Source organism: Streptomyces sp. NPDC005195, from assembly GCF_040608315.1.
Classification (GTDB): Bacteria; Actinomycetota; Actinomycetes; order Streptomycetales; family Streptomycetaceae; genus Streptomyces; species Streptomyces kaempferi.
Genome location: NZ_JBEXHZ010000017.1, coordinates 18,227 through 31,512, shown reverse-complemented (window position 1 = coordinate 31,512; position 13,286 = coordinate 18,227). Strand labels below are relative to the sequence as shown.

At 70.2% G+C, this 13,286-nt stretch carries 14 protein-coding genes; 7 read left to right on the top strand and 7 right to left on the bottom strand.

All coding sequences use genetic code 11. The features are described from left to right. Positions 1-19: 19 nt before the first annotated feature. The 3 genes from ABZV34_RS19435 to ABZV34_RS19425 form a co-directional block, all read right to left on the bottom strand. A complete protein-coding gene (locus ABZV34_RS19435) occupies positions 20-859 on the bottom strand; it encodes a helix-turn-helix transcriptional regulator (protein ID WP_356277760.1) in 840 nt (279 codons plus the stop codon). A 267-nt stretch (positions 860-1,126) separates the two neighbouring features. Further along, positions 1,127-2,032, bottom strand: coding sequence for an NADP-dependent oxidoreductase (locus ABZV34_RS19430; protein WP_356277757.1), 906 nt, complete (start codon positions 2,030-2,032; stop codon positions 1,127-1,129). A 91-nt stretch (positions 2,033-2,123) separates the two neighbouring features. After that, positions 2,124-3,194, bottom strand: a complete 1,071-nt coding sequence (locus ABZV34_RS19425; RefSeq protein ID WP_356277754.1) for an alkene reductase — start codon at positions 3,192-3,194, stop codon at positions 2,124-2,126. Positions 3,195-3,466: 272 nt separating this feature from the next. On the opposite strand from ABZV34_RS19425, the gene ABZV34_RS19420 reads away from it, so the two are divergent. Then, positions 3,467-4,051 (top strand): MarR family transcriptional regulator, encoded by a 585-nt coding sequence (locus tag ABZV34_RS19420; protein WP_356277751.1) that lies wholly within the window; start codon positions 3,467-3,469, stop codon positions 4,049-4,051. A 767-nt stretch (positions 4,052-4,818) separates the two neighbouring features. After that, positions 4,819-6,195: an IS1380 family transposase gene (locus ABZV34_RS19415; protein ID WP_356277748.1), complete on the top strand. Its 1,377-nt coding sequence runs from the start codon at positions 4,819-4,821 to the stop codon at positions 6,193-6,195. A 162-nt stretch (positions 6,196-6,357) separates the two neighbouring features. Here ABZV34_RS19415 and ABZV34_RS19410 read toward each other — a convergent pair whose 3' ends face one another. Next, a complete protein-coding gene (locus ABZV34_RS19410; RefSeq protein ID WP_356277745.1) occupies positions 6,358-7,005 on the bottom strand; it encodes a LysE family translocator in 648 nt (215 codons plus the stop codon). Positions 7,006-7,385: 380 nt separating this feature from the next. Between ABZV34_RS19410 and ABZV34_RS19405 the strand changes: the two genes are divergently transcribed. The 3 genes from ABZV34_RS19405 to ABZV34_RS19395 all read left to right on the top strand — a co-directional run bounded on the left by ABZV34_RS19405 (position 7,386) and on the right by ABZV34_RS19395 (position 9,106). Beyond that, positions 7,386-7,640, top strand: a complete 255-nt coding sequence (locus tag ABZV34_RS19405; protein WP_356277742.1) for a hypothetical protein — start codon at positions 7,386-7,388, stop codon at positions 7,638-7,640. A gap of 405 nt (positions 7,641-8,045) precedes the next feature. Then, positions 8,046-8,351: a 4a-hydroxytetrahydrobiopterin dehydratase gene (locus ABZV34_RS19400; RefSeq protein WP_356277739.1), complete on the top strand. Its 306-nt coding sequence runs from the start codon at positions 8,046-8,048 to the stop codon at positions 8,349-8,351. A gap of 5 nt (positions 8,352-8,356) precedes the next feature. Further along, the gene (locus tag ABZV34_RS19395) at positions 8,357-9,106 is read left to right on the top strand and encodes a class I SAM-dependent methyltransferase (RefSeq protein WP_356277736.1); all 750 of its coding nucleotides are present in this window, start codon (positions 8,357-8,359) and stop codon (positions 9,104-9,106) included. Here ABZV34_RS19395 and ABZV34_RS19390 read toward each other — a convergent pair. Together ABZV34_RS19390 and ABZV34_RS19385 are read right to left on the bottom strand one after the other, a co-directional pair. Then, positions 9,084-9,554 carry a hypothetical protein gene (locus tag ABZV34_RS19390; RefSeq protein ID WP_356277733.1) on the bottom strand — a complete coding sequence of 157 codons (471 nt, stop codon included), beginning with the start codon at positions 9,552-9,554 and terminating at the stop codon, positions 9,084-9,086. The genes ABZV34_RS19395 and ABZV34_RS19390 overlap by 23 nt on opposite strands. Next, the gene (locus ABZV34_RS19385) at positions 9,551-10,066 is read right to left on the bottom strand and encodes a hypothetical protein (protein WP_356277730.1); all 516 of its coding nucleotides are present in this window, start codon (positions 10,064-10,066) and stop codon (positions 9,551-9,553) included. The genes ABZV34_RS19390 and ABZV34_RS19385 overlap by 4 nt, the downstream gene beginning before the upstream one ends. 138 nt (positions 10,067-10,204) lie before the next feature. Between ABZV34_RS19385 and ABZV34_RS19380 the strand changes: the two genes are divergently transcribed. Continuing rightward, the gene (locus ABZV34_RS19380) at positions 10,205-11,149 is read left to right on the top strand and encodes a YafY family protein (protein ID WP_356277727.1); all 945 of its coding nucleotides are present in this window, start codon (positions 10,205-10,207) and stop codon (positions 11,147-11,149) included. Between the two features lie 273 nt (positions 11,150-11,422). Here the strand turns inward: ABZV34_RS19380 and ABZV34_RS19375 are convergent, their stop codons facing one another. Beyond that, entirely contained in the window at positions 11,423-12,193 is a 771-nt protein-coding gene (locus tag ABZV34_RS19375; RefSeq protein WP_356277724.1) for a phytanoyl-CoA dioxygenase family protein, read from the bottom strand. A 141-nt stretch (positions 12,194-12,334) separates the two neighbouring features. On the opposite strand from ABZV34_RS19375, the gene ABZV34_RS19370 reads away from it, so the two are divergent. After that, positions 12,335-13,258: a class I SAM-dependent methyltransferase gene (locus ABZV34_RS19370; RefSeq protein ID WP_356277984.1), complete on the top strand. Its 924-nt coding sequence runs from the start codon at positions 12,335-12,337 to the stop codon at positions 13,256-13,258. Positions 13,259-13,286: the final 28 nt, after the last annotated feature.

Here is a 13,286-nt window from a genome sequence, read left to right as displayed (position 1 = left end):
ACGGATCGTTGACCATTCGTCAAGACGCAAGTGACTGAAGGTACTTGAGTGTGGCGGGGTCGGCGGGCAGGAACGTCTCGATGGCCAGCTCGGCGACCGTCACGTCCATCGGGGTGTTGAAGGTGGAGATGGACGACATGAACGACAGGATCCGCCCGTCGTGCTCGATCCTCATCGGCAGCGCGAAGTACGGAACGGGCTCGGCGGCCTCCGCGTCGGCCGGCTCCGGATCCACGGACGGAACCGGGTACGCGGCCACCTCCTCGTACAGCGCGCGCAGTGGTGCGGAGCGCCGCAGGGCGATCCGGCGCTCCATCTGCGCGAGCAGGTGATCACGCCATTCCCGCAGGTTGCGGATGCGCGGAGCCAGGCCCTGGGGGTGCAGGGTGAGCCGCATCGCGTTCAGCGGCGGCGCGAGCAGCGACTCGGGGACACCGTCGAGGAACATGGCGACACCCCGGTTCGCGGCGAGCACGGTGTACGTGGCGTCGACCACCAGCGCCGGGTAGGGCTCGTAACCCCGGATCAGCCGCTCCATGCCCTCACGCACCGCCTCCATCGCCGGGGCGTCGAGGGGGGTCTCCGGATAGTGCGGGGCGTAACCGGCGGCCAGCAGCAGCGCGTTGCGTTCGCGTACCGGCACGTCGAGGTGTTCGGCCAGCCGCAGCACCATCTCCTCGCTCGGACGGGAGCGTCCCGTCTCGATGAAGCTGATGTGCCGGGCGGAGGAGTCGGCCCGCAGCGCCAGCTCCAGTTGGCTGACCCGGCGCTGCTCCCGCCAGCCGCGCAGCAGCGGGCCGACTCCCGCGCCGGCCGGGGGAATCGGTGGCGTGCTCGAACCGGAGGTGACCATGGGCATACGCCGACCGTAGTCGAGGAGCGGGCGGGCGCGCGCTGTTGAACCGGGGTCGGCCCTGGGCGGCCGGAGCCGTTTTCCTCGTCTCTGCCGTTCCTGCCGTTCCTGCCGTTCCTGCCCAACCCGTTCTGTGTCCGGGGGCTGCCGCCTCTCGGACACTCGCTCCGGTCTGAACCGGTGCGCACCCGAACGCCGGACGGGCCGAGAGGACAGAACCGCCTGCCGCCTGTCGCCTCGCCGGCTCCGGCGGCGAGGCGGCGGCACGGAGATTCAGGGAAGCAGAACGACCTTGCCCTTGTTGCGGCGGGCCTCGACGTCCCGGTGGGCGGTGGCGGCCTGGTCGAGCGGGTACGTACGCCACACGGGGACGTCGAGTTCGCCGGCCGCGGCCAGCTGAACCAGCCGCGGCAGGAAGTCTTCGGCCTGGTCGGCGCTGCCGGCGCTGAAGCGGACACCGTGCTCGGCGGCGGACATGTCGGCGATGGTGATCACGCGCGCGCTGTCGCCGGCCAGGGCGACGGAGTCGGCGAGGACGCCGGCCCCGGAGGCGTCGAAGACGAGGTCGACTCCCTCGGGGGCCGCTGCCCTCACGCGCTCCGCCCAGCCGTCGCCATAGCGGACCGCGGTGGCGCCCTGCGCGGTGAGGCGCTCGACGTCGTGCTCGCCGACGGTCCCGACGACGGTGATGCCGCGAGCGACGGCCAGTTGCACCGCGATGGTGCCCACACTGCCCCCGGCGCCGTGGACGAGCAGGGTCTGCCCGGCCCGCGCACCCAGCTGCCGCAGGACACGGGACGCGGTCTCGCCGACCGTGACCAGCGAGGCGGCGACCTCCCACGACAGGGCCCGGGGCCTGCCCACCGGCCGCTCCAGCAGGGCGTACTCGGCGTAGCTGCCGCCGACGGTGAAACCGAGGACCTCGTCCCCCACGGCCGCACCGGCTCCCTCGCCGACGGCGTCGACGACACCGGCCGCGTCCAGGCCGGGGACCACGGGGAGGCGCGCCGGGGCGGCCTGCGCCATCAGACCGGACCGGTACTTGAGGTCGAAGGGGTTCACGGAGGCGGCCCGTACCCGGATCCGGACCTGGCCGGGCGCGGGCTCCGGCGGGGTGACCTCCGACGGCCGCAGCACCTCGGGCGCGCCGTACTCGGAGAAGGTGATTGCCTTGGACATCGAAAACTCCCAGGTCAGGGGTGAGAGGGAAGAGAAGGGACGACTGCAGGCGCGGTGACTCACCGAGCGGCCGCCTCGGGACGGTCGGCGCTCAGGCGGTGAGGGTGGGGTAGTCGGTGTAGCCGCGATGGTCGCCGCCGTAGAAGGTGGCCTGGTCGGGGTCGTTGAAGGGGCCGCCGGAGGCGAGGCGCCGGGGCAGGTCGGGGTTGGCGAGGAACAGCGCACCGTAGGCCACCATGTCCGCGCTCCCGTCCTCGATCAGACCCAGCGCGTCGGCGCCGGTGACGTCGGGATGGGTGAACGGGTTGAGGACGAACGTGCCGGGCCAGACCTTGCGCAGCCGCGGGGTCAGGTCGCGGTTCGACCCCTCCATCAGGTGGAGGTAGGCCAGGTCCAGGCCGGCGAGCCGGTCGAGCAGGGCGAGGTAGACCTCGTCCGGGGTGTCCTCGGAGATGTCGTTGAACCGGTTCCCGGGCGAGATCCGCAGGCCCACCCGGTCGCCGCCGATCGCCTCGGCCACGGCGGTGACGACCTCGACGGCGAAGCGGATCCGGCCCTCGGTGGTGCCGCCCCACTCGTCGGTGCGGATGTTGGTGTTGGGCGCGAGGAACTGGTGGATCAGGTAGCCGTTGGCACCGTGCAGCTCCACGCCGTCGAACCCGGCATCGAGCGCGTTGCGGGCGGCTTCGGCGAAGTCGGCGACGGTCCGCCTGATCTCCGCCCCGCTCAGCGCCTTCGGCGTCACGAACTCCTTCGGCCCCTCGCGGGTGTAGACCCGCCCCTCGGCGGCCACGGCCGACGGCCCCACCGGCACCAGCCCGTCGGGCAGCAGGCTCGGGTGCCCGATCCGGCCGGTGTGCATCAGCTGCGCGAAGATCGCACCGCCCTCGCGGTGCACGGCGTCGGTCACCGTCCGCCATGCCCGTACCTGCCCGGGAGTGTGCAGGCCGGCGGTGTCGGGGTAGCCCTGGCCGAGCGGCGAGGGCTGGATGCCCTCCGTGACGATCAGCCCGGCGGTGGCGCGCTGTGCGTAGTACGTCGCCATCAGCTCGGTCGGCTCGGCGCCGGGACCGTAGGCACGGCTGCGGGTCATCGGCGCCATCACGAGGCGGTTCGCCAGGCGCTTGCCGCCCAGGTCGATCGGATCGAAAGCAGTGGTCATGGGTTTCTTGCTCCCGGTGAGTGGTGCGGCGAGTAGTGCGGTGAGCGGGGCTCCGCGGCGAGGCGCTCACGAGCCCGCACCAGCAGATGCCTGTCTGAACAAGTAAATCACCTGTCCGAACAGGTAACTGGACCGGTTCCATTCCCGCCTTCCCGTGTGAAGCGCGCAACACGGCGCCAACGATCCCTATATGTCCTCATATCTCTGCGGTTCCGCCGGGTACGGCAAGGGAAGGTAGGCTTATGCTGCCCAAGCAGGAAAGTGAGGTTCTGATGACGCAGTCCACACCGGAAGCCGGAGAAGGCCTCGCAGGGGCGGGGCAGGAGGTCACCGTTCCGGTACCGGCCGCGGCCGGCAGCGGACCGGTCAGTCACGCGATCTTCCGTCTGGCCCGCCTGCACCGCATGTTCGCCGGACAGCTGCTGCGCCGGATCGGCCTGCATCCGGGCCAGGAGCTGGTGATGATGCACCTGTGGGAGCTCGGCCCCCAGAGGCAGGCCGACCTGGTGCGGCTGATGGACTCCGACGCCGCCACGATGACCCGTACCGTCCGGCGCCTGGAGCAGGCCGGCTTCGTCCGCCGACGTCCCTCGCCCACCGACGGGCGTGCCTCACTCATCGAACCTACGGCGGCCAGCCATGCCCTGCGCCGCGAGGTCGAGCAGGTCTGGAGCCACCTGGAGGACCTCTCCACGGCAGGACTCACCGCCGACGAGCGAACCGTCGCCCTGCACACCCTCGAACGCCTGGAACAGAACCTCGTCCGGGCCGCCGCCGATTCTGACGGGGCGTGCGGGGAGAGTGACCGTCTTGACGGTCGCCGTGGCGGCAAAAAGGGCGTCGGACAAGGAGATTGACTTACCGTCAGTGGAGGAGTCCGACCCGCTCACGCTTACGGGGTTGTTCGCGGTCGGCTATTTGACGGGGCTGTTGTGGAACCTGTCCTTGTGCGCCGGTGTTCGCCCTCGTTGATGTCGAGAGTGGACGCCACCGACGTGGCGCGTGGCCGGGGCTTCCATCCGGCACGGAGGTAGATGGCCACGGACCAGTGGCGGTGGAGAAGCGTAGGCGCAGACTGTCCCTGGTCCAGTCACAGTTGCACTCCGATGCGAACGGTCCGGCCGGTGCGGATGAAGGTATGCGAGGCAGCACCAGCCGAGAGCCGACCGGCCGGTTCGAAGATCGATCGCTCGCGATTTAATGATGCCCGACCTAGCCTCGGGCTTTCACCAGCCGGGCTTGTCCAGGCTTGATCGCGGCCGGGGGACATGCCCTCTGGCCAGCACGATTGGGGCTTGTCGAGGGTCCTGTTGGGTGCGAGCAAGGAAGCACCTCCCAGGTGAAGCGGCACGTCGCCATCCACTTGGGGCTTCCCGACGGGTCTCCCGTGACCGTTTATGCTCGCAACGATGAGGTCGCCCGCACGGTAAAGAACGGGACCCGGGGTGCGGACAGGGTCGTTTGCCTCGTCACCTTCACATGGTCGACTCCGCGTAGTTCACCTCGAGGAGTCGCCGGTGCGGGTTGTCCGAAGGGTGGTCAGGAAAGCAGAAAGTGCCTCTGACCAGCAAGAATGAGGATTGTCGAGGTCCTTGTTCCTGCCACCGTCGGAGGCACTTCCCAGGTGAAGAAGCGTATCGGGTCCTACCCGCGTGTCCGCGTCGAGGGTGGTGGCCGGGCAGTGGTCTCGCAGGCGGGAGGCGTCCTGCTCGTGGAGACGGCCCGCAAGACCGGGCTGGACCAGACGATATCTGCGGCTCTGACGCCGTGGCGCAAACCGCGGGCGGTGCACGATCCGGGGAAGATACTGCTGGATGTGGCGATGGCGATCGCGCTCGGCGGGGACTGTCTCGCGGATGTGGGCATGCTGCGGGCCGAGCCGGCGGTGTTCGGGCCGGTTGCTTCCGACCCGACCGTCTCGCGGCTCATCGACACCCTCGCCGCAGCCGGCCCAAAGGCCCTGGATGCGATCCGTGCTGCCCGGGGCGAAGTACCCGCGCGGGTATGGAAGTTGGCCGGGACGTCGGCGCCGGATGCCGCAGGCGAAGTGATCGTGGACCTGGACGGTGTGCTGGTGCTGGCGCACTCCGAGAAGCAGGACGCGGCAGCGACCTGGAAGAAATCCTTCGGCCACCACCCGCTGATGGGCTTCGTCGATCACGGAAGCGGCGGCACCGGAGAGCCTGTCGCGGCCCTGCTCCGGCCGGGGAACGCGGGCAGCAACACCGCCGCCGACCACATCACCACCACCCGACTCGCCCTGGCCCAGCTCCCGAAACGGCATCGGCGAGGCCGCTCCACACTGATTCGCACCGACTCCGCAGGCGGCACTCACGAGTTCCTGGCCTGGCTCTCGCAGCGCGGCAGGTGGCTGTCGTACTCGGTCGGGATGACCATCACCGACGCCATTCATCAGGCCGTGCTGAAGGTCCCGGCCTCCGCCTGGACACCCGCCGTCGAACCCGGAGGCGAGATCCGCGAGGGCGCCTGGACCGCCGAACTCGACGGCGACGTCCTCAAGGGCTGGCCCAGGGGGATGCGGCTGGTGGTCCGCAAGGAACGGCCGCACCCCGGCGCCCAATTGCGTTTCACCGATGCCGACGGACTACGGCTCACCTGCTTCGCCACCAACACATCGGACGGGAAGATCACGGACCTGGAACTGCGGCACCGCCGACGGGCCAGGGCGGAGGACCGCATCCGCAATGCGCGTGCCACCGGCCTGCGCAACCTGCCCCTGCACGACACCGCCCAGAACCGGATCTGGCTGGAGATCGTCCAGCTCGCACTCGACCTACTGGCCTGGCTGCCCATGCTCGCGCTGACCGGCAAGCCCCGGCTCTGGGAACCCCGCCGACTACGTCTGCGGCTCTTCTCCGCCGCCGCTCAGCTGGTCAGCACCGCTCGTCGACAACACCTCCGGTTCGCCCGCCACTGGCCCTGGACCGACGTCATCACCGACGCTGTCCAGCGACTCGCCGCCCTTCCGAACCCAGGCTGACCAGCCACAACATCCCGCCCCTGCACCAGCAGCACCCCGCCGGAAACGTGGAAACCGGCGTCCACCCGGCACGACAATCGGGCCGCAACCCTGCCCAGAATCCGTACGACAAGCCAAAACGGCCCACCGAAAAAACCGACGGACCGTCACGAAAGATCGAGGCTAGAGGAATACAGGGATGATCAACCTGACTCCGAAGGTGAGTAGGACAACGCCGGCAACGCAATCCAGGGCGCGTTGAACGATGGGTTTATTGAGCCAGTATCCCAGGAAATGGACACCGAGTATCAACAGACTGAACCAAATCAAGTCAATAGTGTTATGAATCAAAGCCAGAATCAGTCCCATGAGGAAATGAGGCGCCCCATCTGGGATGAACTGAGGCAACATGGCCATATAGAAGAGTCCGAAGCGTGGATTGAGCAGATTCGAAAAGAACCCTCGCGACCAGGCGCGAAAGTGAATAGCTTTGCCAGCTGTTGAAGCCGTGGCATCGGTATCGGAAGTCTGCTCGCTCCATCCTCGTCTGCGAGCTCGACGGAGCATGCCGATTCCCAGCCAGATCAAGTAACCGGCCCCCGCGACACAGAGGGCGGTATAAGCGGTTGGCGAGGCCACCAGAATCGCACTCGCGCCGACAGCGGCAGCCAAGCCCCAACACAACACGCCGACGCAGATGCCGAAGACAGTGGCATAGGCAATTCGTGTTCCTTGACGCGCTGCTGCCCGGAGGACGAGTGTGGTGTCCAATCCTGGAGTAATAGTGAGAACTGTAGCGACGGCGACGAATGTGCCGATCTCTGATGCCATGCTCACGCGATCAAACCCTTTACGGCACAAAGAGGACGTAGGCTGTACCCGCTCCGTCCCGGGTGGGCCAGGACGTTAGCGGGCTGCAGGTTGCCCGAACGGTCTGAGGGAACGGTCTCGAAAAACGTGAGGACGCGAAAGCGCCTCCATCGGCCCGGATCTTGCCCACTCCGCAGCTGGTCAGAAGGGGTGCCTCACCTTGATCTTGTTCTGTCACGCTGTCGATCAGTGCGTGTGGACCAGGCGCGGACCAGGCCCGTGCCGATCTCGCGCCGGTACTGCTGGACCACGACGGTCATCGCAACCTGCGCTCGGGTGACCCGGCAGGCATCGAATCTGAGATATGGTCCCTGCTCACGTTCTGTCAGGCGCTACGCGCCGTGATGGTCGACGCAGTCGAGTCCCTGCCCGGTACCGACCCGGACCGCTGCTGTTTCAGCATCACGCTCCACACCGCCCGCGACCAGGTGATCCAGGCCACCGGCATCATCCCCGCGGACACCGATCGCGACACCCTCCTCGGAACGCTCGGCCGCCGGATCCTGATCGGCCTGCTCCCGCCCCGCCGGCAACGGGTCAGCACCCGCAAGGTCAAGTCACCAATGTCCCGCTACAGCGAGTGTGTATTGCCCTGAGGTTGGGGACGCGGCTGGCGGGTGGTTGGCCTTTGAGCGCGGTGAGTCCGCGGTGGTGATTGTAGGTGCGCAGCCACTGCGGGAACGCCTCACGCCGTTCCCGCTCCGAGCGGTAGGGGCGGGTGCGCTTGTGGGTGATCCCGGCTGTGGCCAGCAGGTCGCGCCAGTCGCGTGAGCAGTGGTACGAGAGTGGGATGGCATCGGATACGGCAGGACACGAACCCCCGACACCCGCTTCAGGAGGGCGCGTGCGGAAGCCGCCCGGCGGGGCATGGGACGGACAGGGGCGGCGGGGACGCGGAACCCGGTGACGAGACCGGGCCCAAGGACTGTGGCACGCTGGGAAACACCCCGCCCGCCGCGCCGTACCGAAGCCGTACCGAAGCCGTACCGAAGGAGCAAGTCATGCCCGTCGAGCCCCTGTCGCGGAAGGAGATCGAGGCGCGCCTGCCGGACCTGCCCGGCTGGTCGCTCGACGGCGACCACCTCAGGCGCTCCTACCGCCTGGCCTCACACACCGCCGCGACCGCGATGGTCGTGCACATCGCCCAGGTGCAGGAGGAACTCGACCACCACTCCGACCTGACACTCGGCTACGACACGATCACGCTCACCGTGAACACGCACAGCGTCGGCGGCGCCGTCACCGACCTCGACTTCGCGCTCGCCCGCAGGGTGGAGAGGCTCGCCCCGGGACACGGCGCCGCCTGACCCGCATGCTGGACTACGAGAAGGAAGCCGCCGTCTACGACGCCAGCCGCGGTGGTGAACCCCGCGCCGAGGCGGCCGCGAACGCGGTGCTCGGCCTCGTCCCCGAGGACGCGCGCGACCTGCTCGACACGGCCTGCGGTACGGGAACGGTCACCCGACGCCTCACCGCCGCACGTCCACGGCTGCGGGTGACGGGCGCGGACGCCGCGCACAGCATGACGCGGATGGCCGCGGCACGGCTCCCGGGCTCCGTGATACGCGCCGACAGCCGTCGACTGCCCTTCGCCGACGGCTCGTTCGACGCCGTCACCAGCGTATGGCTGCTGCATCTGGCCGACAGCGGCGCGGACGTCCGGGACATCGTCGCCGAGTGCGCACGGGTACTGCGTCCGGGCGGGGTGTACGTCACCACCGTCGACAAGGCCGCCGCGCACGACGTCGGCAGCGACATCGACGCCGTACTCGCCCCACGTCCGCGACGGCCCGCCCGGGACGCGGCGGACCGGGTGACGGCGTACGCCGGTGAGTACGGCCTCGTCCCGGCCGGCCGGAGCCGGTTCTGGGGCCATGGGCAGGGCCGCAGCCCGCAGCGCACCGTGGCGGACCTGCGGCGCGGCTGGTTCACCAGGCTGGCGCCCGGCGAACCGCTGACGGAGCACTTCGTCACGCTGCTCGAGGCGCTGCCCGATCAGGACGTCCCGCGCCCCGAACCGCGGTTCGCGCTGCGCGCGTTCAGGAAGCCGCCGGCCGGGTGAACTCCATGACCCAGTTCGTCACCCAGGTTCTCTCCCCGTCCACGGAGAAGGCCTGTTCCCAACGGGCCGTGGTCGCGGAGATCCCCGACCACACGAACCGCACCCGTACGTCCCTCCCGTCGTGGGTGTCGTCGCCGTGGAACACCCCGCGTCCCTCGCTCCCGAACGCCCCGGTGACCGGCGGGAACAGCTTCCCGCTGCGGCTGGAGGACCAGTTCAGCGACCACACCCGCGCCGCCGGGTCGAACAACCGCAGGGTGAGCCCCTTCCAGCCCTGACCCGGCACCGCCATCTCGTCGATGTTCGCGGCCGCGTCGAACAGACTCCAGCAGCGGCTCGTGGCCGGGAACTCCTCCCAGCCGCTGGCGTCGTCGAGAAAGTCCGCCAGACGCCGGTGGTGGACGTTCCAGTCGCCGTGCAGGAAGTCGAAGTCGTGCGGGCCGCTCATGAGCGGTCTCCCGTCGTGCCCCCGGAAAGCGAGTCGGCGAGGTAGGCGCCGAGGTCGGGGACCTTCGGTGAGAGCAAGTGCCGTACCCAGGCGTCGCGTTCGTGCAGGATCGGCGGCAGCTCCCAGACGCAGCCGATCCAGGGCATCGCGACCGTCCCGAAGTGGGTGGGGTCCCGGTCCGGGCAGCCCAGTACCGGCTGGCCCGCCGCCGCGCCCCGGAAGTGCAGCACGTTGTCCCACACCCAGCTGTACACGTTGAGGTAGGCGCCGTCGTCCCCGCCCCGGTGCAGGACGACGAACGACGCCGGCGGGGTGCCGTCCGGCTCCGGCAGCAGCTCCGGCAGCAGCGCGTACGCCGCCTCCTCGACCTCGGGCGCGATGCCCGCCGGGTCGGCGGTCACGTGATAGCGCTTGACCCACCGCCCCGCCACCTCGATGGGCGGCGGCACGGTCAGCAGCTTCTCCTCGAAGCCCGTGGAGGCAGGGGAGCCCGTGGAGCCCGGGGATGTCATGGATGGCGCCGCGGTCGTGGCGGTCGGAGGGTTCGTCGGTGACCGGGGAGGCGCCGTACTCGTCGAGGTGTCTGGATTCGCGGGGGTCGTCGAGGTCATGGCAGGACGGTAGAACCGCTCCACTGACATCCTGTGTCAGTGAAGTCCAGCCGCCTGGTGTCCATTCTTCTGCTGCTGCAGACCCGCGACCGGATGACGGCCGCCCAGCTCGCCGAGGAGCTGGAGGTGTCGGTGCGGACCGTGTACCGGGACGTGGAGTCGCTGCACGCGGCCGGTGTACCGCTCTACGGCGACGCGGGGCACGCGGGCGGCTACCGGCTCCTGGACGGCTACCGCACCCGGCTCACCGGACTCACGGCCGGCGAGGCCGAGGCGCTGTTCCTCGCGGGCGTGCCCGGCCCCGCCGCCGAGCTCGGACTCGGCCGGGTCCTTGCCGCGGCCCGGCTGAAGGTCCGTGCGGCTCTCCCGCGCGAGCTGCGTGCCCACGCCGACCGGATCAGCGACCGATTCCACCTCGACGCGCCCGGCTGGTACGCGGACGCCGCCGACATCCCGTACCTCCCCGCCGTCGCCGACGCCGTCTGGAACGGCCGAGTCCTGAGCGTCCTGTACCGGCGGTGGCGCGAGCCCACCGATGTACGGCGCCGACTGGAGCCGTACGGCCTGGTCCTGAAGGCGGGCCGCTGGTACGTGGTGGCGGGACCCGGGCCGCGCACCTTCCGTGTCGATCAGATCCTCCAACTCGACCTCTGCGGAGAGGAGTTCACGCTCCCCGGGGACTTCGACCTGGCCGCGTACTGGACGGCGTACCAACGGGACTTCCACGACCGGCTGCACCAGGGCGAGGCGGTGATCCGGGTGGCGCCGGGAACCCGGCTCACCGGCGCGGCGGGCGACGCCCTGGCGGCGGGCGGTGTACGGGAGCCGGACGGCTGGACCCGGGCCATCGTCCCGATCGAGTCCGTGGACCGTGCCCATGACGAGTTCCTCGCCCTCGGGGCCGGGATCGAGGTGCTGGAGCCCTTCGACCTGCGGGACCGGATCGCGCGGACGGCGGCCGCGCTGGCCCGGCTGTACGCGTAGAGCTCGCTCGACTCGGGCGCACCGACGGAGCCGCCGTCGACCGGCATGCGCCCGAACCGCGCGTCCCCGGCTACCACCACATCGCCGCCGTACGGGAATTGACGGCGAAGGCCGAGGCGCACGGCATGACCCCGCTGGTCGAATCGCACCGGAGCCACGGCCAGTACACCGCAACTCCGCGGGCCGCCCCGACGTGCGCGCCACCTGCCGGTAGCCGATGACGAACGGGTGTCCCGCCGCTGCGGGCCCTGCGGCTGGGCGATCCGCCGGGCGTCAAGCCTCCTGGGCCAGTCCCCGGCGGATCGCGGACTCCACCGCCGAGTAGCCGCCGTCCGCCCGCTCCAGCTCGTGGGGCACCGCCGGGTACAGGGGCGGCTGCGCCATGAGACGCGGGCGCGTGCCGTGGTGCGGCTGCGCCGCGTGCACCAGGAACGGGTGACAGAGGTACACGTCGCCGGGCCGTCCGGTGGCCAGGGCTAGCGGGCGGTGGGCGGACGCCTCGGCCACCTTCGGACCGAGTTCGAGGAACGAGGCGCCCGCCTCGCCGTAGGGCTCCAGGACCGGCGGCACGTCGAGGTGCGAGCCCACCCTGACACGGGTCGGGGCGTCGTCCTCGGTCACGTCGCTGAACAGGAAGAGCATCAGCAGCGCCCGGTCCCGCGAGGAGAGGTTGGAGTGGTACAGCGACTGGCCGTCCGGGAGATAACTCCCTTCGATGTGCCACCCCGCGTCGTCCGGCTCGTCCGGGTGCGGGAACCGCAGCGGGAAGCTGCCCAGTGCGTACCGTGGCTGCCAGCGCCGCTCGCCGACCAGCAGGTCGAAGGCCCGGTGCAGCGCGGGGGAGTTGGCCGCGGCGGCGAACGGACCCTGCGCCATGCTGCTCACCCAGCGCACGGGGTCCTCCCAGGTGCCGGGGTTGTCCGGGTCGTACCCCGTCTCCTTCCACAGCAGCCTCGCACCGTCCTCGGCGACGCGCGGCGGGAAGGCGCCCTCGATCCGCACGAACCCGTCCTCGACGAACCGCTCCACCATGTCGTCGTCCATGGGTCCATGCTCGGGGACGGGCCGCCCCGGGCGCACCGGATTTTTTCCTGTCGCCGAATTTGCCGTTTGAGCAATGCCATTGGCCGTTTCCGGGAGCCGGGGAGCACGCTGTGCACCAACCCGGACGAGAGGCCGACCACCATGGCGCACGACCACGACCACGACCACGAGAACATCCACCGGCACGAGCACGGGAGCACTCCCCGGCACGCCCACGACCACCTCCACATGGACTTCGCCGACATGGGTGCCCTGCTGGAGCAGGAGGCGGAGCTGTTCAGCCCGCTGTATGTGGAGGCGGCGGCCTGGCTGCGGGAGCAGCGGCCCGGGACCGGGCTGATAGTGGACGCGGGCAGTGGCCCCGGCGTCATCTCGTGTCTCCTCGCGGACGCCTTCCCGGCGGCGCGGGTCGTCGCCGTGGACGGTGTCGAATCCCTGCTCGAGCGCGCCCGCGAGCGTGCCGGCCGGCTCGGCGTCGGTGACCGCTTCAGCACGGTGCGGGCCGACCTCGCCGACGGACTGGGGGACGTGGAGTACCCGGCCGACCTGCTGTGGGCCAGCAGGTCCCTGCACCATGTGGGGGACCAGGGCGCCGCACTCGCCGGGTTCGCGCGCGCTCTCGCGCCCGGCGGCACCCTCGCCCTCCTGGAGGGCGGTCTGCCCCCGCGCTACCTCCCGCGCGACATCGGTATGGGCCGCCCCGGTCTGCAGTCCAGGATCGACGTGGTCCACGACGAGTTCTTCGACCGGATGCGGGCCGATCTGCCCGGAGCGGTGGCGGAGACCGAGGACTGGCCCGCCCTGCTGACGGCGGCCGGTCTGCGCCACACGGCGACCCGGACCTTCCTCGTCGATCTTCCCGCCCCGCTGTCGGAGGAGGCCCGCGCCTTCGTGGTCACGGCCCTCACCCGCCTGCGGGATTCCCTCGGCGAAGGGCTCGGCCCGGACGACCTCGCCACCCTCGACCGGCTCCTCGATCCGGAGGACAAGGCGGGCGTGCACCACCGCCAGGACGTGTTCCTGCTGACGGCGCACACGGTCCATGTCGCGGTGAAGCCGGAGTGACCCGGCCGGCGGCCACGCGCAGCGCTGG

Bases quoted from the DNA above. Each gene is read 5' to 3' on its own strand.
- ABZV34_RS19420 (WP_356277751.1), top strand. From the start codon at position 3,467: ATGACGCAGTCCACACCGGAAGCCGGAGAAGGCCTCGCAGGGGCGGGG.
- ABZV34_RS19435 (WP_356277760.1), bottom strand. From the start codon at position 859: ATGCCCATGGTCACCTCCGGTTCGAGCACGCCACCGATTCCCCCGGCC.
- ABZV34_RS19410 (WP_356277745.1), bottom strand. From the start codon at position 7,005: ATGGCATCAGAGATCGGCACATTCGTCGCCGTCGCTACAGTTCTCACT.
- ABZV34_RS19375 (WP_356277724.1), bottom strand. From the start codon at position 12,193: ATGGACGACGACATGGTGGAGCGGTTCGTCGAGGACGGGTTCGTGCGG.
- ABZV34_RS19370 (WP_356277984.1), top strand. From the start codon at position 12,335: ATGGCGCACGACCACGACCACGACCACGAGAACATCCACCGGCACGAG.
- ABZV34_RS19385 (WP_356277730.1), bottom strand. From the start codon at position 10,066: ATGACATCCCCGGGCTCCACGGGCTCCCCTGCCTCCACGGGCTTCGAG.
- ABZV34_RS19395 (WP_356277736.1), top strand. From the start codon at position 8,357: ATGCTGGACTACGAGAAGGAAGCCGCCGTCTACGACGCCAGCCGCGGT.
- ABZV34_RS19400 (WP_356277739.1), top strand. From the start codon at position 8,046: ATGCCCGTCGAGCCCCTGTCGCGGAAGGAGATCGAGGCGCGCCTGCCG.
- ABZV34_RS19425 (WP_356277754.1), bottom strand. From the start codon at position 3,194: ATGACCACTGCTTTCGATCCGATCGACCTGGGCGGCAAGCGCCTGGCG.
- ABZV34_RS19390 (WP_356277733.1), bottom strand. From the start codon at position 9,554: ATGAGCGGCCCGCACGACTTCGACTTCCTGCACGGCGACTGGAACGTC.
- ABZV34_RS19430 (WP_356277757.1), bottom strand. From the start codon at position 2,032: ATGTCCAAGGCAATCACCTTCTCCGAGTACGGCGCGCCCGAGGTGCTG.